Raw genomic sequence first — 26,023 nt, 5'->3', positions numbered from 1 at the left:
CTCGACCGCGAACCTGACTGAGATGGCAATGACAAAACCACGTTCGAAAAAAGCCCTGCTGATCGGCTTGCCCCTGGCCGTCGCACTCACAGTGGGCGCAGGCTTCCTGGCCTGGGAGTTCGGCTTCGGAACCACCCCCGGATACCCGCTCAAGCTGCTCAAACAAGCCGATGAGCTGCAGGACCGGATCATCTCCTTCGACAGCCATATCACCATTCCCCTGGACTTCGGCACCGAAGGCCGGGAAGCCGACAAGGACGGCCCAGGGGAATTCGACCTGGCCAAGGCGGCACGCGGGCGCTTGTCGGCAGCCGCACTGACCATCTTCGGCTGGCCCGAACTGTGGAACGGGCCCAACGCGCCTCACAAACCCACTGCCGGTTTTGTCGACGAAGCCCGCAACCAACAGGAAGTGCGCTTCAAGATCATCAGCGCGATGGTCCGCGATTACCCCAACCAAGTGGCAATCGCCTATACCCCGGATGACATGCGGCGCCTGCATGGCGAGGGCAAGTTTGCGATCTTTATCAGCATGCTCAATGCCTACCCGCTGGGCCACGACCTCAATCAGCTGGATTTCTGGGCGGCGCGGGGCATGCGCATGTTCGGCTTCAGCTACGTAGGCAACAACGACTGGGCCGACTCTTCGCGCCCGCTGCCGTTTTTCAACGACTCGCCCGATGCCCTCGATGGGCTCTCGGAGATTGGCAGGCAGGCCGTGCAGCGCTTAAACGACCTGGGGGTGATCATCGACGTCTCGCAGATGTCGAGCAAAGCCCTGGCACAAGTGGCGCACCTGAGTCGCACGCCGTTGGTGGCGTCCCATTCGGCGCCCCAGGCGATGGTGGATATACCGCGCAATCTCAGCGACAAGGAACTGCAACTGATCAAGCAGAGCGGTGGCGTGGTGCAGGTGGTGGGGTTTTCGGCGTACTTGCGGCCGTTGACCCAAGCCACTCAAGACAAGCTCAACACCTTGCGCAGCCGATTTGACCTGCCACCGCTGCCCAACCTGGCCATGGCCCTGATGCCAGGCGACCCGATCATCGCGGCCTGGCCCGAACAGAAGTTCGGGGAGTACGCCCAGGCGCTGTACGCCATCCTCGACGAAGAACCCAAGGCCACCCTCAAGGACCTGGGCGATGCCATTGACTACACCGTGAGGAAAATCGGTATCGACCATGTCGGCATTGCCTCGGACTTCAATGACGGCGGCGGCATCAAGGGTTGGAAGGATGTCAGCGAAGTGCGCAACGTCACTGCCGAGCTGCTGCAGCGCGGCTACTCCGAAGCCGACATCGCCAAATTATGGGGCGGCAACTTCCTGCGGGTCTGGGAGCAAGTGCAGAAGGCCGCCAAACCCTAGCCCGTTTTTTCTTCCAAGAGGTTTGTCATGACGAGTCAATTACTACATCCGCCCCGAGGTCCTCGCACCCGATTGTTGCTCGCACTGGTTTTGGCCGGCCTGTGTGGCTCGGGCGCCGCCCAGGCCAGCGCCGCAGCACCGGCACCCGGCAAGGTGTTCAAGGACTGCAAGGACTGCCCGGAAATGGTCGTGCTGCCCACCGGCACGTTCACCATGGGCACGCCGGAGGACGAAGCCGGCCGGCAACCCGATGAAGGCCCGATGCATGAGGTGACGTTCAGCAAACCTTTCGCCATCAGCCGCTTTCAAGTGTTGGCCGGCGAATGGGACGCCTATATCCGCGACACCGGTTATGTCATGCCCGACGGCGACACCCGTCCCGGCCGCGAATGCAAGGCCGGGAAGCCGCGCTACCCGCTGACACCCAGGCAGCCAGCGGTATGCATGGATTTCGCCGAGGCCAATGCCTACATTGCCTGGCTGTCGAAGAAAACCGGCAAGGCCTATCGCATGGTCAGCGAATCGATCCGTGAATATGCAGCCCGGGCCGGCAGCAGAGGGCCTTTCCCCTTCCCGTTCGATGAGGGCAAGGAATACAGCATCGCCAAGCACGCCAATACCTATGGCGCCTCCGACGGTTACAACTACACCTCGCCAGCCGGTAGCTTCCCGCCTAACGCATTCGGGGTGTATGACATGCACGGCAATGTCTATGAGTGGGTCGCCGATTGCGCCCACCGTGATTATGTCGGCGCCCCCACAGACGGCAGTCCGTGGCTGGAAGCCGATTGCAAACTGCAACAGATTCGCGGCAACGACTATGGCGAGGCGCCGATTTTCTCACGCTCGGGCAACCGCAACGATCTGTTCCCGGGCGAGCGCGGCGATTGGGTCGGCTTTCGCGTCGTGCGCGACCTTTAAGCAACCTGGCTGGGGCGACCGCCGCCTGGCGGTCGGCCTTAAATTAGCGCGCGCCAAAGTCGTTCTTACTGAACAGGCCCCGGCGCCCGTAACCCACCCCTACGCCTCCCTACCCCTCGTTGAACTGAAGCGGAACCATGCCCATGACCAACACCTCACGCGGAGCCCTCAGTGAACTGTTTGGCCTGCTCAAGCCTTTCTGGCCCATCGTGGCCGTTTCGATTGCCCTGGGCATGGTCGGGGGCCTGAGCGTCACCGCCCTGTTGGCCACCATCAACAACGCCCTGCATACCGAGGGCAGCCTCACCCAAGGGGCCATGCTGGGCTTCGCCGGCCTGTGCCTGCTGGCGCTGCTGAGTGCAATCTTCTCCGACATCGGTACCAACTACGTCGGGCAAAACATCATCGCCCGGCTGCGCAAGGAGCTGGGCGAAAAAGTTCTCGCCGCACCGATTGACCAGATCGAGCGCTATCGCAGCCATCGACTGATCCCGGTCCTGACCCACGACGTCGATACCATCAGCGACTTTGCCTTCGCCTTCGCGCCGCTGGCGATTTCCATGACCGTCACCCTGGGCTGCCTCGGCTATCTGGCGATGCTGTCATGGCCGATGTTCGTATTGATGCTGGTGGCGATTGCCATCGGGACCGTGGCCCAGTTCATCGCCCAGGCCAGCGGTGGCCGTGGCTTCGAAGCGGCCCGCGAAGCCGAGGACGATCTGCAGAAGAGCTACCACGCCATCGCCGAAGGGGCCAAGGAGTTGCGGATCCACCGCCCGCGTCGGCATCGCATGTTTGTCCACGGCGTGCAGGCCACCGCCGACTTCATCTGCAAAACGCAGATCCGCGCCATCAACACGTTTGTCATCGCCAAGACCTTCGGTTCGATGCTGTTTTTCGTGGTCATTGGCCTGGCCTTGGTCATGCAGGCGTTCTGGCCGACCGGCGACAAGGCGGTGATGAGCGGTTTTGTGTTGATCCTGCTGTACATGAAAGGCCCGCTGGAACACTTGATCGGCACCCTGCCCATCGTCAGCCGCGCGCGCATTGCCTTCCGCCGTATCGCGCAATTGTCGGAACAGTTTTCATCGCCGGAACCGCACTTGCTGCTCAGCCCCGGCGTGGCCAAGCCGGCGCCGGTGCAAAGCCTGGAACTGTCGAATGTGTCCTACGGCTTCGCCCCGGTCGAAGGCAGCGAGCCGTTCATCCTTGGGCCGGTCAACCTGCGGATCGAGCAAGGCGACATCATTTTTATCGTCGGCGAAAACGGTTGCGGCAAGACCACGCTGATCAAGTTGCTGCTGGGCCTTTACCCGCCTCAACAGGGTGAAATTCGCCTCAATGGCCAGCCCGTGAGCGCCGTCAGCCGCGATGATTATCGCCAGCTGTTCACTACCATTTTTGCCGACTACTACCTGTTTGACGATGTGGTGCAAGGCGACCAGCAGATTCCCGCCGATGCCAACAAGTACCTGCAACGCCTGGAAATTGCCCATAAAGTGAGCGTGCGTGACGGCAGCTTTACCACCACCGACCTGTCCACCGGCCAGCGCAAGCGCCTGGCACTGATCAATGCCTGGCTGGAAGAACGCCCGGTACTGGTGTTTGATGAATGGGCCGCAGACCAGGATCCGACCTTCCGGCGAATTTTTTATACCGAACTGTTGCCGGACCTCAAGCGCCTGGGCAAAACCATCATTGTGATCTCCCACGACGACCGCTACTTCGACGTGGCGGACCAACTGGTGCGGATGAAAAATGGCAAGGTCACGGCTGAGCTGGTGACGGCCTGAAAAACAAGTGTGCGATTTTTTCCGGTTTTGTTGCACAGGTGCGTCTCACTACCAATAGCAATGAGAACCACTCCCAACATTAACTACAACGAGCCCTTCGGATGTCGCCACTTCACCGCTTAACTCCCCTGGCATCACTGGTCATGCGCTGCACGCTGAACCTGAAGACCCTGCCCCGCCTGTCGCTGCTGGTGGCACTGCCGTTCGCCGCACAGGTGCAGGCGCAAACGATCAGTTTCGCCATACCCGCACAACCGATGACCAGCGCACTCCAGGCTTTTGGCCAGCAAAGCAAACTGCAGGTGCTGTACAACCCACAGGACCTGCAAGGACTGAACAGCACAGCGCTCAATTCAAACCTGTCGCCCACAGCCGCATTGGCCGTGTTGCTGGGGGGTACCGGCCTGAGCTTCAGCATGCAGGACGAAACCCTGGTGCTGGTCTCCAAGCGCGATAACGCAGCCGGGCTGGAGCTGGGCGCCACCACTATCAGCGGCTTCAACAGCGACAGCGGCACCACCGAAGGCACACATGCCTACAGCGCCGGCAAGTCAGCCACCGCCACCAAGTTGCCGATGTCACTGCGCGAGACCCCGCAATCGGTGACGGTGGTCACGCGCCAGCGCATGAACGACCAGGGGATGAAGAACCTTGATGACGTGATGCAGAACGCCACCGGTATCACCGTGGTCAAGAACGGCGCCGAACGTTCGTTGTACATGTCACGCGGGCAACAGGTCGATAGCTTGCAGATTGACGGCATTCCCACCAACTTCGCCAACGCCTACTCCATGGACGCCCTTGCCAAACCGACCACCGATATTTATGACCGGGTCGAAATCGTCCGTGGTGCCACCGGCCTGATGGAGGGCGCCGGTAACCCGTCTGCCTCCATCAACATGGTGCGCAAGCGCCCCACCGCCACGCCCCAGGCATTGATCGAAACTTCGGTTGGTTCGTGGGACGACTACAAGACCATGGTTGACCTGTCGTCCCCACTGAACGAGGAAGGCACGATCCGTGGACGTACCGTGCTGACCTACAACAATGCCAATAGCTATCTGGACACGGCTAAAAAAGAAAATCAGGTGTTCTACAGCATCATCGAAGCTGACCTAACTGAAAACACCATGGCCACCTTGGGTTTTACCTACCAGAAGGATCGCAACTCCGGCTACGACTGGTCCGGCCTGCCTACTCGGGCTAACGGCAGTTTCTACCCACTGTCCCGTTCCACCTCGCTCACCGGCAAGTGGAACCATCTGGACAAGCACAACACCACAGTCTTCGCCGACGTACAGCACTACTTCGACAACGACTGGAAACTGGTGGTGGCGGCCAACCAAACCTGGGCGAAATCGGACTTTCTCGGCAACTTCACCCAGCGGGTGGCCGGCACCACTGATAGTTTCAGGCTACAACCGCGCCACTTCCGCTATAACGACACTCAGACTGGGGTGGATACTTATCTTTCCGGTCCATTCCAGTTACTGGGCAAACAACATGATTTCGTTATAGGCAGCAACGTGCGGGTCGATGACTTTGATTATCACGGCGGCAACGACACCACCTATAACTACGTTTTCGATATCAACGACCCTGGATCATTCGATCCACCTAAACCGACGGCATTGAATGTCGCCAAGTGGAAGTACAACCAGACTCAAAAACAAGCTGGGGTTTATGCAGCAGGCCGTTTCAGCTTGACTGACTCAACCAAATTGATTCTGGGTAGCCGCGTCAGTTGGTACAAATCCAACAGCCTGGTCAAGGGATCTGAATTCACCAAAAACGGTGAAGTGACGCCCTACGCCGGTCTGGTCCAGGAGTTAAACGAAAACTTCTCTGCGTACGCCAGCTACACCGAGATATTCAAACCTCAGAACAACCTCGACGCGAGCGGTACCGCCCTCAAGCCCATGACCGGTTCCAACTATGAGCTGGGACTCAAGGGCGAGTTTCTCGACAAGCGTCTGACCACTGCCATTGCCCTGTTCCAGTCGGATCAGACCGGACGCGCCGAGGCATTGAGTGATGCCGAGGCCGAGACCGTCTGCCCGAACGGCTGCTATCGCGCATCAGAAAAGGTCCGCAATCGCGGTATTGATCTTGAGATCAACGGCGCGTTGACCGCCGATTGGAACGTGTCCGGTGGCTATACCTATACCCAGTCCAAGTACATTGCTGGCGCACAGAAGGGCGATGATTACTCTGCCTCGGCTCCCCGACACCTGTTCAAAATCGCCACTGACTATCGTCTACCGGGCGTTCTTAACAAAACGCGCGTGGGTGGTAGCGTCATTACCCAAAGCAAGATGACTCAGACGGAAGTCGGCGAAGACTACAAGATCCAGCAAGGAGGCTATACCCTGACCAACTTGCACGCGATTTACGAGATCAATAAAAATCTCGAAGTGCAGTACAACCTGGATAACGTCTTCGACAAAAAGTACATCCAGACTACCGGCAACCCGAACTACTGGAACGTCTACGGCGAACCCCGCAACTTCAACCTGGCCTTACGCGCCAAGTTCTAAGCCAAAAAAACCGGGTGCGCAATGCACCCGGTCTTGTTTCAACTCGCTTACTTCAAATACGCCTTCAACGCCTGCGCAATCATCTGCTGGGCATCCTGCGCCTCGTCGACCAGCGCATCCATGCGCAAAAAGTCATGGATCATGCCCGCAAATACCTCTACGTCCACCGCCACGCCAGCCTCGCGCAGGCGTGCGGCGTAGGCCTGGCCTTCATCGTGCAGCGGATCACACTCGGCCAGCACCAGTAACGCCGGTGCGGCTTGCGGGTTGATAGTGGCCAGCAACGGTGAAAAGCGCGGATCCAGGCGATCCTCTGTGCTGCGCTGGTAATGCTGGTAGAACCACTGCAACGTCTGCGCCTCCAACAAATGCCCACTGGCGTAGCGCACAGTGGACGCGGTGCTGGCGCTGGCGTCGGTCACCGGATAGATCAGCACTTGCACCCGTGGTTGCTCAGGTGCCTCACAACCGTTGGCAACCACCGTCGCCAGGCTGCCGCCGACGCTGTCACCGCCGATGGCCAATCGGCTGCCATCGATCCCCAACCCCGCCGCCTGCTTGCGCAGCCAATGCCAGGCATCCTCGGCGTCCTCCACGGCAGTGGGGAAGCGCCATTGCGGCGCCAGGCGATACGCCACCGACACCACCACGCACTCGGCCAACTCGGCCAATGCCCGGCACAGTGCATCATGGGAATCGAGGCTGCCCACCACATAGCCGCCGCCGTGAAAATACAGCAGCGCGGGTTGCGGCGTGTCCGGGCTGGGGCTGCGGCGGCTGTACAAGCGCGCAGGCAGTTCGCTGCCGTCACGTACTGGCAAGGTCAGTTCCTCGACGTGTTCCACTTCGTCACTGGCGAAGCTCATTTGTTGCGAGGATTGATCAAATGCAATTCGCGCCTCCTCCGGGGTCGAGGCGTGCATCGAGACCGTCTTGCCTTCGGCACGGGCCTGGTTGACCAATTTGAGGTAAGCGGCGATATCAGGATTCAAAGGCATGAACAACAACTCCAGGCCGGTGCGCGTCGTACGCCACCGGCCGTTTGCAGGTTAAAAAGGGCTCAGCCGGGCACGCCACACGTGTCCAGCGCCGCCAGGGCGCGTTGCAGCGAGCGGACAAGCGTCTCGTCACGCGGGATTTCAAAATGCCCGCAACGCAACACGCTTGCGTCGCTCAAAGGCTGAGCGATCTGCGACGCCAACGCCTGGCATTCAGCTTCGCGCCCAGGTGTCCACCAACTCATTGGCGCCACCGTGACTGGCGTGCAGCCTTGCAGCTGTATCGACAACGCCTTGAGACGCCGCGCGACCATAAACACGTTGGTCAGCTCCTCCCCGCCCAGCGCCGCATAAGCCGATGCACCGGGTTCCTGGCTGGCGACCTGGGCCATCGCGCTATCCATCACACTGCGGATCGCTTGCGCGCTCTCGAGAGCGAGCACCGTGTCCATGCGCACACTGGGCAACAGCACGTGCAGGAACTGCTGTAGATCCTCCTGCCAGTCATCGGACTCGACACGTGCCATTGGCACAAAGCTGTCCACCAAGCCGACAAATGCCACGCGCTGGCCCTGGCGTTCCAGCTCCGCCGCCATCAACAACGCGAGGGTGCCGCCCAGCGACCAGCCCGCCAGGTGATACGGTCCATGAGGTTGTTTGAGGCGTACGTCAGCGACGTAATCCCTGGCCATGCTCTGCAGGGATTCATCGCGCCACGTTGGGTCGAGCAAGGTGCGGTTGCCGATCGCGATCACCTGGCGTTGGCCGTTGAGCTGCTTGGCCAGCGGTTCATAATCAAACACGGTGCCAAAGCCGGCATGCACGCAGAACAACGGCAGGTTCTGCGCGACCTCGCTGTTGAGCGCCAGCAGCGACGACGGCGCGGATGGCTCGGGCGCCTGGCTGGCGGTGAGCTGTGCAATGGTCGGCTTCTGCACCAGGTCGCGCAGTTTCAGGCGCAAGCCCTGGGACTGCAGGCCACGGGCCTTGGCCACCACTTGCAGGCTGAGGATCGAGTCGCCACCCAGCTCGAAGAAACTGTCGTGGATTCCGACTTGCGGCACCTTGAGCACCTTCTGCCAGATCTCGGCCAGTGCGCGCTCCAGTTCGGTTCGCGGGGCGACGTAGGCCTGGCTGCCAGGCATCGCGTCCGGCGCGGGCAAGCCCTTGCGATCCAGCTTGCCGTTGGGGGTCAGTGGCAGGCGCTCCAACACCACCAGATGGGTGGGCACCATATAATCGGGCAGGCTCTGCTTGAGGTATTCGCGCAAGCGCTCGCACAACTGTTGCGGCGCGATCAGTTCGTCAGTCTGCACCACATAGGCTGCCAGTTGCTTGCCACTGCCACCGTCCCTGGCAACCACAACGGCCTCGGCCACGCCTTCGGCCTGAAGCAGTCGCGCTTCGATTTCCCCCAGCTCGATGCGAAAACCACGGATTTTTACCTGATTGTCCACACGGCCCAGGTAGTCAAAGACACCATCGGGCCGCTGGCGCACCAGGTCCCCGGTGCGATACAGGCGCGCGCCATCGAGGCTGAACGGGTCGGCGACAAAACGTTCGGCGGTTTGCCCGGCGCGGTCCAGATAACCCCTGGCCAGCCCTTCGCCCCCCAAGTACAACTCCCCCGCCACACCAGCCGGTAGCGGGTTGAGGTCCTGATCGAGGACATATGCATGGCGCTCACCGACGCAGCTGCCGATGGGCGCGTAGGCTGCCCCGCACTCGGTTTGCGCCGAAGCCTTCCAGAGCAGTGGCGTAACCACGGTTTCGGTCGGCCCATATCCATTGATGATGAATTGCGGCTTGAGCGTACGCCGGGCCAAGTCGTAGCTGGCCTGCGGTACCGCATCGCCGCCAAAGCAATAGATCCGCACCGCCGGCGGGTTGCCATCCACTTCGGCATGCTCGGCCAACTGCTGCAGGTACACCGGCGGGAACGCTGCAACCGTCACGCCGTGGCGATGCATGGCCTGATAGGTCTGCTCCGGCGTCCACAAGCTGTCATCGCGTAACAGCAGACGGCCGCCATGGGACAGGGTTGTCAACCAGCGTTCATGGGCGCCGTCGAAGGCGAACGACATAAAATGCAGTTCGCAATCCTGCGAGCTCATGCCGTAACGCTCGCCGATCGCCTGGCAGTGCATCGCCAACGGACCGTGACTCACCGCCACGCCCTTGGGCTGGCCACTGGAGCCGGAGGTGTAGATCACATAGGCCAGGTTGTCGGCCTGCACGCCACTGACCGGCGCGGTCTGCGGCAGGTCGCGCAGGTCCAGGCTATCGAGCGCCAGTACCGGCAACAACGGCGGCACCGGCAATTGCGGCAAGGTCATGGTATCTGTGAGCAACAGCGCAATACCCGAGTCCTGCATCAAGTAGCTCAAGCGTTCGCGGGGATAGTGCGTGTCCAGTGGCACATAGGCGCCACCGGCCTTGAGCACCGCCAACAACGCGACAATCAGTTCAGCGTTTCGAGGCAAGGCGACGCCGACGCGCACTTCAGGCCCGACACCGCGTGCAATCAGGCCATGGGCCAAGGCATTGGCACGGGCCTCCAGCAGGCAAAAACTCATCTGCCGTTCACCGAACAGCAGCGCATCCTGCTGGCCCTGCTCGCCGGCCCAGTGGGCGATGCGTTCATGGATCAGCGGCAGCGCCGGCGCCGGCAGGCGAGCGGCACGCGGCGCCACATATGCGCTCGGCAGGCCGATTTCACCCAACGGCCGCGCCGCGTCGCTGGCCAATTGCAGCAACAAGCCTTCCATGTCCTGGCGCAGCACCTGCACCGCCGACTCAAGGAAATGCTCGCGCAGGAACATGTATTCGATCACCAGGCCCTCCTCCAGCGTGACCATCAGGTCCATCGGGAAGTTGGTCAGGCCGGCGCTGTCCATCTCGCCAAACCGCAGGGACTCGCCGCTCCATTCGCGCAAGGTGCGGTCCACCGGCTGGTTTTCGAAGACGATGATGCTGTCGAACAACGATTGGCCGTTGCGCCCGGACCAGCGCTGGATGTCGGTCAAAGGCGTGTATTCATACTCGCGCATCTGCAAGTTGTAGCGCTGCAAGTCGCGCAGCCATTGGCCAACGCTTTGTCCAGGCTCGATGGACTGAATCACCGGCAACGTATTGATAAACAACCCGAGGATCTGCTCGGACTGCGCAAGGCTTGCCGGGCGACCGGCCATGGTCGCGCCAAAGGTCACGCTGCGCTGACCGCTGTAGCGGCTCAGTAACAAGGCCCAGGCGCCCTGCACCAAGGTGTTGAGGGTAATTTGCTGGGTGCGGGCAAAGGCTTTGAGCTGCTCGGTGCGCGATGCGTCCAGACGCGTGTACAGCGCCTGGTGCCCTCGCCCTTCACCACTGGCCACGGCGTCGGCAAGGTACGTCGGCTCATCGAGCAGCGCCAGTTGCCGGCGCCAGAAACCTTCGGCGCTGACCGGGTCCTGCGCATCCAACCAACCGATGTAGTGATGGTACGGCACGGGCGGTGGCAGGGTCTGGCCCGCATAGTGCGCCAACAGCTCGCCCATCAACGCCGAAGTGCTCCAGCCATCGATCAGAATATGGTGATAGGTCCAGATCAACTGGTAACTGTCTTGCCCCAGGCGCACCAGCACAATGCGCTGCAAAGGTGCCGACTCCAGCGCAAAACCACGCTCGCGCTCGGCATCGGCCAACGCTTGCAGGCGCTGCGCGCAACAGTCCTGGTCACGCCAATCCAACTCGCTCAACGGAACCGGCAAGTCCTTGAGCACAAATTGCAGCGGCTCTTCCAGGTCCTGCCACAGGAAACCGGTGCGCAACACCGAATGCCGCTGGCAGACCGCTGCCCAAGCCTTGATGAAACGTGCACTGTCGAGGCCGTGGACATCAATACTCAACTGGTTGACGTACATGTCGTCCTGAGGCGCGTTGAGCCCCAGGAACAACATGCCCTGCTGCATTGGAGACAGGCGGTACAGGTGCTCCACCTGGGCGTGCGGCAAAGGCAGCGCCAGGCGTTGCGCATCGCTCAAGCCATGCAGCACCCGCGCCACTGGCGTGGCCGCGGCATCCTCAGGCAGGGCGACCGTGCAGCACGCTGCCAGTTGTTCGATGGTCGGCTGCTCGAACAGGTCCTTGGGGCTGATTTGCAACCCGGCCTGGCGTGCGCGGCTGACCACCTGAATCGAAATGATCGAATCGCCACCCAAGGCAAAGAAGTTATCGGTGACACCGACTTGCTCCAGGCCCAGCACCGCCTGCCAGATATCCACCAGAGTACGCTGGGTGGTGTCACATGGCGCCTGATAGCTGGCCTGCAGCGCAGAGGAATCCACCGCCGGCAAGGCCTTGCGGTCCAGCTTGCCGTTGGGGCTCAAGGGCATTTTCGCCAGCAGCAGGGTCTGGCTTGGCACCATGTAGTCGGGCAAACCGCGCAGCAACTGTTCGCTCAAGTGCTGGTGAAACTCAACCTGGCCCCCCGGGTTACCCAACAGTTGTTCATCGTTGGGCACCACGTAGGCCACCAGTCGCTTGCCGCCTTTGACGTCCACCGCCAATACCACCGCCTCACGCACGCCTGGCTGCTCCAGCAGACGTGATTCAATCTCACCCAACTCGATACGCAAACCGCGGATTTTCACCTGATGATCGCTGCGCCCCAGGTAATCGATCACGCCATCCGGGCGGTGACGACACAGGTCGCCGGTGCGATACAAACGCTCGCCGGGCACAAAAGGACTGGCGACGAAACGCTCCGCCGTCAGCCCCCCACGCCGGTGATAACCGCGCGCCAGGCCGACGCCCGCCAGGTACAACTCGCCCGTGACCCCGACCGCAACCGGCGCCAGCTCGGCGTCGAGGATGTAGGTGCGCAGGTTGGCGATCGGCTCGCCAATCGGCACATTGCTGGCGTTTTCGCTGCGACAGGTCCAGTGCGTCACGTCGATCGCCGCTTCGGTGGGGCCATACAGGTTGTACAGCCTGGAGGCCGGCAAGCGCGCGAAGACCTGCTGTTGTGTATCCAGCGCCAGTGCCTCGCCGCTGCACACAATGCGCTGCAAACTGCTGCAACGCTCCACGGCCGGGTCTTGCAAAAACGCCTGGAGCATCGAGGGTACAAAATGCAAGGTGGTTACTTGGTGAGTGACGATCAACTCGATCAACTTCGCCGGATCACGGTGATCACCGGGCGCCGCCATCAGCAACCGCGCACCAGTGATCAATGGCCAGAAGAATTCCCAGACCGATACGTCGAAACTGAAAGGGGTCTTCTGCAAGACGCAATCAGCACCTTGCAAGCCATAGGCCTGCTGCATCCAATACAAACGGTTGCTCAGCGCCACATGGCGGTTGCCCGCGCCTTTGGGCTGGCCGGTGGAGCCGGAGGTATAGATCACGTAGGCGAGATTCTGCGGGTCTACATGTACATCAGGATTACCGGGGTCGACATCGCTGTCACCGTCCGGCAACTCATCGAGCAACAGTGCCTGTAGCCCCTGCGTCAATGGCAGTCGTTGTACCACTGTGCCCTGGGTCAACAGCAGCGCGACGCCGCTGTCTTCGAGCATGTAGGCCAAACGCTCGCGGGGGTAATCAGGGTCCAGCGGCACATAAGCGCCGCCGGCCTTGAGGATCGCCAGCAAGCCGACCACCATCTCCACACTGCGTTCCATGGCAATGCCGACCAGCACATCCGGGCCAACCTTGCGGTCGATCAGGCGCTGGCTCAAACGGTTGGCCTGCGCATTCAACTGAAGGTACGTCAGTTGCTGCGCACCAGACACCAGTGCGATTGCCTGCGGCGTGCGTTCGACCTGGGCTTCAAACAGCTTGTGCACCGCATATTCGTGAGGGTAGCGGACGTCAGTGGCGTTCCAGGTTTCCACCAGTTGCTGACGCTCACCGACCTCCAGAATCGCGATTTCGCCCAGCGGGCAATCACCGGCTTCGCTCATCTGCAGCAGCAGGTGTTCGAGCTGGCCGCACAGCCGCTCGATGGCCTGGGCGCTGAAGTACCGGCAGTTGTAGCTCATCTGCAACGACAGCACCTGGCCAAGGTTGACCGCCAGGGTCAAGGGATAGTTGGTCTGCTCGTGGACGCTGACGTCACCGAAGCTCAAGCCTTCCGGCTGGCCCTGGCGCAGGACCTCGGAGACCGGGTAGTTCTCGAACACCAGCAAGGTGTCGAACAACGCGCCGCCTTCCAGGCCAGACCAGCGCTGGATGTCGAACAGCGCCGAGTGTTCGTGCTCGCGCAACGCCAGATTGGTGTCCTGGACTTGCTGCAACCAGGCGCTCAAACGCTGTTCGGGATGCAGGCTGGCAATCACCGGCAAGGTGTTGATGAACAGGCCGATCTGCTGCTCCACGCCTTTGAGGTCCGCCGGCCGACCAGCCACGGTGGCACCAAAGGCCACGGTGTCCTTGCCGGTGTAACGCTGCAGGATCAATAGCCACGCCGCTTGCACCAGGGTGTTGAGCGTGACTTTCTGCTGCCGGGCGAAGCTGGACAGACGTTGGGTCTGGGCTTCATCCAGCAGTCTTGCATGCTCACCGGAGCGGTGTTCGTCGTCCGCTTCGTGGGCAATCGCCCTGGCCAGATGCGTGGGTTCGGTAAGATTCGCCAACTGTTCTTTCCAGAAACGCTCACTGGCGCCACTGTCCTGGCGTTGCAGCCAGGCGATGTAGTCACGGAAGCGACCCGGCTGGCGCACCACGCTTTGGCTGCAATAGTGCTGGAGCACTTCGCCGAGCAACTGCGAGTTGCTCCAGCCATCCATCAGCACGTGGTGGTTGGTGTAAATCAGCTGATACCGCGAAGCCTCGGTGCGCACCAGCACCAGACGCAACAGCGGTGCGCGTACCAGATCAAAGCCTTGCTGGCGCTCGCCACGTGCCAGTTCATCCAGCGCGGATTCAAGCTGCGGGTGGTCGCGCCAATCGTGAACCGTAAAGGGCACCTGGGCATGCTTGTACACCACTTGTACCGGCCGCTCGAAGGCGCCTTGCCAGAGGAAGCCGGTGCGCAGGATGTCATGGCTGTCGAGCATGGCCTGCCAGGCCTGGCGGAAGCGCTCGGGGTCCAATCCGTCGACATCCAGGCGCAGTTGGTTGATGTAATGGCCCTGCTCCTGCTCGTACAGGCTATGGAACAACATGCCCTGCTGCATGGGCGAAAGCGGGTAAATGTCTTCGATCTGCGCGGCGGCCATCGGCAGGCTGTCCAGTTGCGCCTGCTCCAGGCGCACCAGGTTGAAGTCGCTGGGCGTCACGCCTTGCCCGGCGCCCTGGCAGCAATGTTCGATCACGGCCTGCAACTGCGTGGCGTAGTCATCGGCCAGACGCTGCACCAGGCGCGGGTCGAAGCGCTGGTCGCTGAATGTCCAGTTCAAACTCAGTTCGCCAGCGAATACCTGGCCGTTGAGGGTCAGCCAGTTACCCAGCGGGGCGTGGGGGCTGTGGTCTGCACCGGCGTCTTCCGAGGCCGGTACGAACAGCGCGCCCTGGGCGTCATCGAAACTGCCGTCGAATTGCCCCAGGTAGTTGAAGGTAATCCGGGGCACCGGCAGTGCGCCAACGGCCTGGCGGGTGGCGTCATCGGCCAGGTAGCGCAACACACCGAACCCGATGCCCTTGTCGGGAATTGCGCGCAGTTGTTCCTTGATCTGCTTGATCGAATCTGCGATCTGCAACCCAGGCGTCAGGTTGACCGGGAACACACTGGTAAACCAGCCCACGGTACGCGTCAGGTCGATCTCATCGAACAGCGTTTCGCGGCCATGGCCCTCCAGTTGAATCAACGTCGAAGGCTGCCCTGTCCACTGGCAGATAACCTGCGCCAAGGCGCTCAGCAACAAGTCATTGACCTGGGTCCGGTACGCCGCCGGCGCGCCTTGCAGCAGGCGTTCGGTGAGACCTTGATCCAGACGGGTCTGCACCGTGTGGGTTTGCCCCTGGCGTGGAACGCTATCTACGTCGCGGCACGGCAGATCTGGCGACGCATCCTGCAAGCGTGCCTGCCAGGCTTGCAACTGAGCCGCTTGCTGCGGCTGATGCGCGTATTGTTGCAGGCGCTCGGCCCAATGCCGATAGGCGCTGGTCTTGGCCGGCAGACTGCATGGCTGGCCCTTGAGTGCCTGCTGATAGGCGCTTTGTAAATCATCAAAAATGATTCGCCAGGACACCCCGTCGACCACCAGATGGTGAATGATCAACAGCAAGCGTTGGCTACCATCGCCCAGGGTCGCCAACACCGCCCGCAATAACGGCCCGTGTTCAAGGTCGAGACTGGCCTGGGCTTCGTTGCCCAAGGCTTGCAGTTCGCTGACCTGATTGAGCGTGGCCTGCCACAGCAGCCCGTCGGTATCGACCTCATGCCCACGGTAGCTGGCCCGCCACGTGCCCTGTTCCAGAACAAAGTTCAAACGCAACGCGTCGTGATGCCGGATCAACGCCGCCAACGCCTGCCTCAGTGGCTCGACCGCCAGGGGTTCGATTGGCCTGAGCAGTACCGACTGGTTCCAGTGATGCCGCCCGGGAATATCGGTTTCGAAAAACTCCTGCTGCACCGGCAACAAGGGCGACGCACCGATCACCGGGCCCTGGTCAATGACCTGGGCAGCGGCGCCTGTCTGCGCGACACCCGCCAGCCCCTGGACCGTCTGGTAGAGAAACAGGTCCTTGGGAGTAAAGCGAATGCCCGCCTGGCGCGCGCGGCTGACCACTTGGATAGAAATAATCGAGTCGCCGCCCAACTCGAAGAAGTTGTCGGTCAGACCCACCCGCTCCAGCTTGAGCACCGTTTGCCAGATGCCGGCAATCGCCTGTTCCAGCTCGCTGCGCGGCGCCACATAGTGCTGTTGTTGCTGGGTGGAGAAGTCGGGTTTGGGCAGGCCCTTGCGGTCCAGCTTGCCATTGGGCGTCAATGGAAACTGCGCCAGGAACATCACCTGCGCCGGCACCATGTAGTCGGGCAGCAGGCTTTTCAGTTGGCTGCGCAAAGCTTCGCCCAGACCGTCATGCCCCAGGCCTTCGCGTGCGATTACATAGGCCACCAGTTGCTTGCCGGACAGGCCGTCCTGGGCGATCACTACGGCATCCGCCACGTCGTCCAGGGCCTGCAAACGCGATTCGACTTCGCCCAACTCGATGCGAAACCCACGGATCTTGACTTGGTTATCGATACGCCCGAGGTAGTCGAAAGTGCCATCGGCACGCTGACACACCAGGTCGCCCGTGCGGTACAGACGCCCGCCGGATCGGTCGAACGGGTCGGCGACAAAGCGCTCGGCAGTCGCTGCCGGACGATCCAGGTAACCCCGGGCCAGGCCTTCGCCACCCAGGTACAACTCGCCTTTGGCCCCGGCCGGCAGCAGATTGAGGTCGGCATCCAGCACACAGGCGCGGCGCCGGCCGATCCGGCTGCCGATCGGTGCATAGGCGGCGTCGCAGCTATCTTCCGGGCCGGCTTTCCAGATCAGCGGGGTGACCACGGTTTCCGTCGGGCCGTAACCGTTGATGATATGCGCGGGTTTGAGGGTGTGCTTGACCAGCTCGAAGCTGGCATGAGGCACCGCATCCCCGCCAAAGCAGTAGATCCGTACCGCCGGCGGGTTGCCCTGGACCAGGGCGTGTTCGGCCAATTGCTGCAAGTAAACCGGCGGGAACGCCGCGACAGTCACCCCATGCCGGTGCATCTGTTGGTAGGTCTGCTCCGGCGTCCACAGACTGTCGTCGCGGATCAACAGGCGCGAACCATGGGTCAGCGCCGTCAACCAACGCTCATGGGCTCCGTCGAAGGCAAACGACATAAAGTGCAGTTCGCAATCGTCGGGGGTCATTGCATAGCGTTCGCCAATCGCCACGCAATGCATGGCCAACGGGCCATGGGCGACCGCGACGCCCTTGGGCTGCCCGGTGGAGCCCGAGGTGTAGATCACGTACGCCAGGTTATCCGCTGCAAGCTCGACTCGCGGCGCATTGCTCGCAAAAACCTGGACATCGAGCTGATCGAGCGCCAGCACCGCTACACCGTCAGGCACCGGCAATTGCGCTTGCAGCTGTGAATCACTGATCAGCAAAGCAATACGCGCGTCGCGCATCAGGTATTCCAGGCGTTCGCGCGGATATTGCACATCCAGTGGCACATAGGCGCCCCCGGCCTTGAGCACCGCCAGCAGCGCCACAATCAGGTTTTCGCTGCGGGGCAAGGCGATACCGACCCGCACTTCCGGGCCCACTCCCTGGGCGATCAGCGCGTGGGCCAGGCGATTGGCACGCTCGTCGAGTTGTTGAAAGGTCACTCGACGCTCATCGAAGATCAGGGCAATGGCGTGGGGCATGGTCAACGCCTGCCGCGTGATCCGTTCATGCACCCACGGCAAGGGCGCGGTCTGCTCCGGCAGCCAATCGCGCAGCAGCGCTTGTTGTTCCTGACGCCCCAACATCGGCAACTGCGCGATGGCGCACTGCGGATCGGCGACCAACCCGTGCAACAAATTGAGCCAGTGCGCGGCCATGCGCTCGGCAGTGGCTGCGTCGAACAAGTCGGTGGCGTAGATCAGCGTGGCGGCCAGGCCTTGAGGGCCTTCCACGGTATCGAGGGTCAAGTCCAGGTGCGCGGTGCGAACATCCCATTCCAGCGCTTCAACCTGCAGGTCAAAGTGCTCGGCGCGCGCGTCCTGCTTGAGCGTTTGATGGTTGTACATCACCTGGAACAGCGGACTGTGGCTCAGGCTGCGTTCCGGTTGCAGCGCTTCTACCAGTTGCTCGAACGGCAAGTCCTGATAATCCTGGGCCTGCAACGCCGTGTCCTTGACCTGTAGCAACAGGCTGAGGAACGGCGTGCTGCCTTGCACTTGCGCCTTGAGCACCTGGGTGTTGACGAAAAACCCGATCAGTCCTTCAGATTCGACACGGTTACGGTTGGCCACTGGCACGCCGACCCGGATGTCCGGCTGGCCGCTGTAGCGATACAACAGCGCCTGGAAGGAGGCCAGCAGCACCATGAACAAACTGGCGTTGTGCTGTTGCGCCAGGCGCTTGAGACGCTCGGCCAACGCGGTTTCCAGGGCGATGTCCAGGCGCGCGCCACGGTGGCTCTGCACCGCCGGGCGCGCATAGTCGGTGGGCAGTTCCAGCACCGGCTGGTGATCACCCAGTTGCGCGGTCCAGTACGCCAACTGGCGTTCGCGCTCACCGGCTTCCATCCAGCGCCGCTGCCAGATCGCGTAGTCGGCATATTGGATCGGCAACGCCGGCAACTGCAGTGCCCGGCCTTGGCTGGCGGCGGTATAACAGGCGATCAACTCGTCGACCATCAGGCCCATGGACCAGCCATCGGAGACGATGTGGTGCTGGGTGATCACCAGCACATGCTCTGCCTCGCCGAGGCTGATCAGCTTGACCCGCATCAGTGGCCCCTCGAGCAAGTCGAACGGGCGCCGCGTTTCTTCATCCACCGCCTGGCGAATTCGCGCCAGGCGCATTGCAGGATCGTCGCCAAGCGCCAGCGATGTTTGCTCGATGAACACCTCGCCAGCCGGGTGTATTACCTGATGAACCTTGTCCTGATCATCGCAGAACGTGGTGCGCAACGGCTCGTGCCGGGCCACCAACTGATTGAAGCTGGCTTGCAACGCCTGCAGGTCCAGCGGGCCTTGCAGGCGCAGGGCGCGGGGGATGTGGTAGGCGCTGCTGTCGGGTTCCAGTTGCCAGAGGAACCATTGCCGCTCCTGGGCAAAGGACAGCGGCACCTGCTCGAAGCTGGCGCGGGTCTGGGGAATCGGCAGATTGGCCGGCGAGATTCCTTCCTCGAGCATTTTTTGCAAGTACACCTTGCGCTTTTCCAGCGGCAAAAGGATGAAGCGTCCAGCAATTTTCAGTGCAGCCGCGTTATCGTCCATCATGCTTCATCCACCTCATCCAACAAACTTTCCAAACGACTCAACCGGGAGGCATCCAACCGCGCTACGGGGACCTCCAGGTGTTCGACAAATTCACCCAAGGTGCTGAACCTGAAAATCAACTGCGCACTGGCCTTGATCCCGTGCTCCAGTTGCAGGCGCGACAGCACGCCCATCACCAGCAATGAATGCCCGCCCAGTTCGAAGAAACTGTCACCGAGCCCTACCCGCTCCACTTGCAGGACGTGTTGCCAGATCAGGGCGACTTGTTGCTGCAGCTCGGTCTGCGGCGCAACGTAGGCCGCGCGCAGCACGCTCAGGTCGGGTAACGGCAAGGCCTGGCGATCCAACTTGCCGTTGGCGGTCAGCGGCAGTTTTTCCAGGGCGACCACGTGGGCCACCACCATGTGCTCGGGCAACCGCTCGCGCAGCCAGCTGATTACAGCTTCGCGCAGCGTTGCCTGGGCAGCAGGTGCCAGGTCATCTGTGTGACGCGGTACGACGTAGGCCACCAACTGTTTGCCGTGGCTGCCTTCACGGGCGATCACCACGGCGTCGTCAAGGCATTGCAGGCCGCGCAGGCACGCGCCGACTTCGCCGGGCTCCACCCGAAACCCACGGATCTTCACCTGGTCGTCGATCCGTCCATGGCTGTCGATCCGCTCGCCACGGATGCCCATGCGGTCACCGCTACGGTACAAACGCTCGCCTGCGGCGCCAAAGGGGTCGGGCACGAAGCGTTCGGCAGTCAAGGCCGGCAGCCCCAGATAACCTTGCGCCAGGCAGGCACCGCCGATGTACAGCTCACCCAATACGCCGGGCGCGACGGGCTCAACGTCTGCATCGACCAGGTGTAGCCGCACATTGGCCAAGGGTTGGCCCAACGGCACGGGTTCGTCGAGTGCCAAGGTCGGCACCAGCCCGGCCAATACGCCGACGCTGGCCTCGGTAGGGCCGTAGTGGTTGAACACCTGGCAATCGGGCGCCAGGGTGCGTATCTGATTCAACAAGGTCGGTGGACAAGCCTCGCCGCCCAGCACCAGGCACCGGCGCGGCAACGCATGCGCCGGGTTGCCGGCCTTGAGCAGGGACTCGAGATGGGATGCAACCACCTTGATCGCGTCCACTTCGTGCCTGTGCAGGTACTCGGCGCAGGCATTGGCGTCCATCGCCCGCTCCGGGTCGATGATATGCAGGGTACGCCCGGCACACAGCGCGCCGAACAACACGGTGTAGCCCAGATCGGCAGCGACGGTGGACACCAGCGCCATGCTGCGGATTTCGCCCATCGGCAACAGGCCATGAACCGACTGCACGTAGTCCACCAGCGCCGCGCCACTGACCACCACGCCCTTGGGCTTGCCGGTGGAGCCGGAGGTGTAGATGACATAGGCTGGCATCTGACCGTGGTAAGTCACCGTGCGCAAAGGTATCTCGCTGTGCGCTTCAGCGCTTTGCACACTCAGGGTACGAATCGACGGCGGGCATTCGAGCGCTTGCAATAACTCGCCGGGAGCGATCAGCAGGTCTGCCCGGCTGTCTTGCAACAAGCCGGCCAGACGCTGGTGCTGGACATGGGGATCGAGTGGCAGGAACGCCGCGCCTGCGCGCAGCGCGGCCAGCATCGCGACGACAAACGCCACGCCGCGTTCGACGGCGATCGCCACCAGGCTCCCCGGCCCGACCTCCATCGCCTGCAGGTGCCGCGCCATGGACTCGACACGCTGATTCAACTGCCGATAGGTGAGCTGTTCTTCACCACAAACCAGTGCCAGGGCTTGCGGCACGCGCTCGGCCTGGTGCTGGAACATGCGCTGCACGCTATCTTCCATTTGCGCAGTGCGTGAAGGACCGGTAAGCAGCGCCTGGATCTGCTGGCGGGTCGCTGCATCGCCCAAGGCGACCCGGCCCACGGGCTGCTCGGCATCGCTGGCAAACGCCTGGAGCAAGCGTTGCCAATCCTGCAGTTGCCGTTCGGCAGTGCAGGCGTCGAACAAGTCGGCGTTGTAGATCCAGGACACCCCGATGCCATCCGGCGTTTCGCTGGTTTCCAGGGTCAGGTCGAACTTCGCCGCGCTGTCATCGCCCACCAAGACTTCAACCGCAAGGCCCGCCGGCAACGAACCAAAACCTGTGGCGACCTGCGCTTGGTGGTTGAACATCACTTGAAACAACGGGCTGTGGCTTAGGTTGCGCTGCGGCTGCAAGGCTTCGACCAGTTGCTCGAACGGTAGGTCCTGATACTCCTGGGCCTGCAGGGCATGGTGCTTGACCTGTTGCAGCAGCTCGGCAAATGAGCGATGCCCTTCTACGTCGGCTTTCAACACTTGGGTATTGACGAAAAAGCCGATCAAACGCTCGACTTCAATGCGATGACGGTTGGCCACGGGCACCCCGACGCGGATATCCGCCTGGCCGCTGTAGCGGTGCAGCAATACCTGGAACGACGCCAGCAACAACATGAACAGGGTCACGCCCTGCTCCTGGGCCAGGCGCTTGAGGTCGGCACTCAGTCTGGCATCCAGCAGCAGGTCGCGCCGGGCACCGTGCTGGCTCTGGATGGCCGGGCGCGGGCGATCAGTGGGCAGTTGCAGCACCGGCTGCTCGGTGCCCAAGTGCTGGGTCCAGTAGGCCAACTGGCGCTCACGCTCGCCCGCCGCCATCCATTGGCGCTGCCAGGCCGCGTAGTCGGCATATTGGATCGCCAGCGCCGGCCACTGGATCGGGCGTGCGGCGCAACATGCCTGATAACCGGCCAGCCATTCTTCGACCATGATCTGCATCGACCAGGCGTCCGTGGCGATATGGTGCTGGGTCAACACCAGCACATGCTCATGCGCTCCCAGGCACAACAGTTCGACCCGCAGCAACGGCCCGTGTTCGAGGTCGAATGGCCGCCGCACCTGCTCCTGGACAAAGGCCATGACGGCCGTATCGTCAACCGTGCGCCCGGTCCAGTCATGCGGCGTGATCGCGACGCCGGCATCGGCAGCTATTACTTGCAATGCCCCGCCGGGCGCCTGGACAAAGGTGGTACGCAGCGGCTCATGGCGGGCCACCAGCGCATTCAGACTGTCCTGCAGCGCTTCGACATTCAACGGCCCACGCAGGCGTAACGCCCGTGGCAAATGATAGGCCGAGCTGTCCGGCTGCAATTGCCACAGGAACCACTGGCGTTCCTGCGCAAAAGACACGCTCAAAGGCTGGTCGCGGGCCACAGTTTGCATGACGGGCGCGCTATCGCTGCCACGCTGGCCGACACTTGAGGCAAAAGCCTGGAGCGTACTGTGCTCGAACAGATCACGCAGCGGCACCGTGCGCCCCAGATCATGGCGTACCCGGGACATCACCTGGGTTGCCAACAAGGAGTGGCCGCCCAGTTCAAAAAAGTCATCGTTGAGCCCGACTCGCGAGACCTTCAGCACCTGCTCCCAGATCGTCGCCAGTTGCGCCTGCAATAGCGTGTGCGGCGCTGCATAAGCGACCTGCAGTTGGCCGACATCCAATGCCGGCAATGCCTTGCGATCCAGCTTGCCGTTCGGCGTCAGGGGCATCGCTGCCACAAAGACAAGATGCGCCGGCACCATGTAGTCGGCCAGGGTGCATTTGAGCCAGGCCTTGAGCTGCTCACGCACTGCCAACTGAGTGGATGCATCGGTCTGCGGCAGGCCAGCCTGGTGCGACACAATGTAGGCGACCAACTGATCGCCAGTGGCCGTCGAGACTGCAACCACCGCGGCTTCACGTACCCGCTCACTGGCCAGCAGACGGGCTTCGATCTCGCCCAACTCAATGCGAAAACCGCGGATCTTGACCTGGTGGTCGAGCCGGCCAAGGTATTCAATGACGCCATCGACGCGGTAGCGCGTCAGGTCGCCGGTGCGGTACAGCCTGGCGCCCGGCGCCCCGTAGGGATCGGGCACAAAACGTTCGGCCGTGAGGGCGGGCCGCTGGTGGTAACCGCGCGCCAGGCCTTCGCCACCGATCAGCAACTCGCCGCTGGCGCCCAGCGGCATCGGGGCGAAATCCGCACCGACAATAAACAGCGTGGTGTTGGCCACCGCACGCCCCAGGTAAGGCACTGGCTGCTGTTCGCTGATCGCGTGGCAAGCCGACCAGATCGTGGTTTCAGTGGGGCCGTAGAGGTTCCACACCGGACCGACAGCCTGCAACATCCGTGCGGCCAGTGCCTGGGGCAAGGCTTCGCCGCCACACAGCGCCTTGCAGCCCTTGAGGCAGCCGCTGTGCTCATGGTCCAGCAACATACGCCAAGTGGAAGGCGTGGCTTGCAGTGCGGTCACCGCGTGTTCCACCACCAGCGCCAGGATAGCTTGCGGGTCTTGGGCAACGTCCTGGCCGGCCAGCACGATGGTCGCGCCCTGTACCAGTGGCAAGTAGATTTCCAGGGCAAAGATGTCGAAGCAAAAGGTGGTCAGCGACAAAAGGCGATCACTGGCCGCCAGGCCAGGCCGTTGCGCCATGCTTTGCACAAAATTACTCAAGCCGCCGTGGCGCACCATGACGCCCTTGGGCTTGCCGGTGGAACCCGAGGTGTAGATCACGTAGGCCAGGTCGTCAGCCGACACCGGTACTTGCGGGTCCGGCAGATCCACAGATACCGGCTGCTGGTCGAGCAATAACAAACGCAGCCCCGGCTGGCTGGCAAAACGCGGTGTCAGCGGCGCCTGGGTCAACAGCAGATCGATGCCACTGTCTGCAATCATGTAGTCCAGTCGTGCCTGTGGATACGCCGGATCCAGCGGCACATAGGCGCCACCGGCCTTGAGCACCGCCAACAGACCCACCACCATATCGACACTGCGATCGACCGCGATCCCCACCAGCACGCCCGGCGCCACGCCTTGTGCGATCAAGGTGTGGGCCAGGTGGTTGGCACGGGCTTGCAGAGCCTGGTAGCTCAGGGATTGCCCCGCCACCGTCAACGCCACGGCCTCGGGGGTGCGGCGCGCCTGGTCGGCAATCTGCTGGTGAACGGCCTTGGCAGGCAAGGGCGTCGTGGGCGGGTTCCATTCGTGGACGATGCGCTGGCGCTCCAGCGTATCCAGCAGCGGTAAATCATCGATACGCTGTCGAGAGTCGGCAACGATGCCATGCAGCAGGTTCAACCAATGGCCCTGCAAGCGGGCAATGGTCGCAGCCTCGAACAGATCGGTGGCAAACACCAGTGAAGCGCTAAGGCCGTCACGGGTTTCGTAGGTTTCCAGGGTCAGGTCGAATTGCGCGGCGTGGTGCGCGACGCTCATGTTTTCAATCAGCAAACCCGGCAATTGCGCCACCACCGGGCTCGAGCGCTCCAGCCCCTGGTGGTTGTACATCACCTGGAACAATGGGCTATGGCTCAGGCTGCGCTCCGGCTGGAGCAGCTCCACCAACTGCTCGAACGGCAGATCCTGATACTCCTGGGCCTGCAGCGCGGTTTGCTTGACCTGTTGCAAAAACCCGGCAAAGGATGCGTGGCCGTCGACCTGGGCTTTCAATACTTGAGTGTTGACGAAGAAACCGATCAAACGCTCCGTCTCGGCGCGGCTACGGTTCGCCACCGCGACGCCGATGCGCACGTCTTGCTGGCCGCTGTAGCGATACATCAGCACCTGCAACGATGCCAGCAACAGCATGTACAACGTCACGCCTTCACGCTGGGCAAGGTTTTTCAGGCCTGCGGCCAATGCCGAGGGCAATGCGCTGTCGAGCCGCGCGCCGCCATAGCTGCGGGCAGCCGGGCGCGGGAAATCGGCAGGCAATTGCAGCACCGGCTGCTCGCCCCCAAGTTGCTTGCGCCAATAGGCTTGCTGTCGCTCGCGCTCGCCAGCTTGCATCCAGTTGCGCTGCCACAGGCCATAGTCCGCGTACTGAATCGCCAGTGGGGGCAAGGTGGCCGGTTTGCCGTGCTGGAAACCGGCGTATAGCTGGATCAGCTCTTCGACCATGATCTGCATCGACCAGCCATCGGAGACGATGTGATGCTGCACCAGCACCAGCACATGCTCATCCGGCCTCAGACGCAGCAACTTGACCCGTAGCAACGGCCCACATGTCAGATCGAAGGCCTGCTGGGTAGCGCCGCTAATCAGCGCGCGCAACGCCTCTTCGGACAGCGACCGGGCGCTGACATCCTGTAGCTCGATGCTCAATGACACCTGCTCGGCGATGCGCTGCACCACGCGACCGGCGTCTTCGGCAAACGTGGTGCGCAACGGCTCATGCCGGGCGATCAGGGCATTGAAGGCCGATTCGAGGGCCGGCACATCCAGCGATCCCTGCAGGCGCAGGACCGACGACATGTTGTAGGCGGTACTTTCAGGCTCCAGTTGCCAGAGAAACCATAAACGTTCCTGTGCGTAGGACAACAGCAGCGGCTCTGAGGCATCTCGCTTGAAAATCGGCGCAATCGCAAACAGATTGATGCCTTTTTTTCCAAGCAGAACGGCGAGGGCTTTTCTTTCTGTCAAAGAAAGCGTTCCCACCGACTCGATTAACTTTTGCACGCCGCAGT

Annotated in this window: 7 protein-coding genes; 4 read left to right on the top strand and 3 right to left on the bottom strand. The window is 62.0% G+C overall.

The window, feature by feature from the left end:
* Positions 1-28 precede the first annotated feature (28 nt).
* The 4 genes from pvdM (at position 29) to OQ460_RS09505 (ending at position 6,617) form a co-directional block, all read left to right on the top strand.
* On the top strand, positions 29-1,366 hold the full coding sequence (pvdM, locus tag OQ460_RS09520; protein ID WP_410021552.1) for a pyoverdine-tailoring dipeptidase-like protein PvdM: 1,338 nt from the start codon (positions 29-31) through the stop codon (positions 1,364-1,366).
* 27 nt (positions 1,367-1,393) lie between these two features.
* Positions 1,394-2,287, top strand: coding sequence for a formylglycine-generating enzyme family protein (locus tag OQ460_RS09515; protein ID WP_410021551.1), 894 nt, complete (start codon positions 1,394-1,396; stop codon positions 2,285-2,287).
* A 143-nt stretch (positions 2,288-2,430) separates the two neighbouring features.
* Positions 2,431-4,080 carry a cyclic peptide export ABC transporter gene (locus tag OQ460_RS09510; protein WP_410021550.1) on the top strand — a complete coding sequence of 550 codons (1,650 nt, stop codon included), beginning with the start codon at positions 2,431-2,433 and terminating at the stop codon, positions 4,078-4,080.
* A gap of 101 nt (positions 4,081-4,181) precedes the next feature.
* Positions 4,182-6,617: a TonB-dependent siderophore receptor gene (locus OQ460_RS09505; protein WP_410021549.1), complete on the top strand. Its 2,436-nt coding sequence runs from the start codon at positions 4,182-4,184 to the stop codon at positions 6,615-6,617.
* A 47-nt stretch (positions 6,618-6,664) separates the two neighbouring features.
* On the opposite strand, the gene OQ460_RS09500 is transcribed toward OQ460_RS09505, so the two are convergent.
* The 3 genes from OQ460_RS09500 to OQ460_RS09490 form a co-directional block, all read right to left on the bottom strand.
* Positions 6,665-7,615 (bottom strand): alpha/beta hydrolase, encoded by a 951-nt coding sequence (locus tag OQ460_RS09500; RefSeq protein ID WP_410021548.1) that lies wholly within the window; start codon positions 7,613-7,615, stop codon positions 6,665-6,667.
* Between the two features lie 62 nt (positions 7,616-7,677).
* Positions 7,678-19,512 carry an amino acid adenylation domain-containing protein gene (locus OQ460_RS09495; protein ID WP_410021547.1) on the bottom strand — a complete coding sequence of 3,945 codons (11,835 nt, stop codon included), beginning with the start codon at positions 19,510-19,512 and terminating at the stop codon, positions 7,678-7,680.
* On the bottom strand, positions 19,509-26,015 hold the full coding sequence (locus tag OQ460_RS09490) for an amino acid adenylation domain-containing protein (RefSeq protein WP_410021546.1): 6,507 nt from the start codon (positions 26,013-26,015) through the stop codon (positions 19,509-19,511). The genes OQ460_RS09495 and OQ460_RS09490 overlap by 4 nt, the downstream gene beginning before the upstream one ends.
* Between the last annotated feature and the right edge of the window lie 8 nt (positions 26,016-26,023).

Origin of the sequence: Pseudomonas imrae (assembly GCF_046352735.2) — a bacterium.
Lineage (GTDB): Bacteria > Pseudomonadota > Gammaproteobacteria > Pseudomonadales > Pseudomonadaceae > Aquipseudomonas > Aquipseudomonas imrae.
The sequence above is the reverse complement of the archived record's forward strand: the minus strand, read 5'-3'. Positions and strand labels throughout refer to the sequence as shown.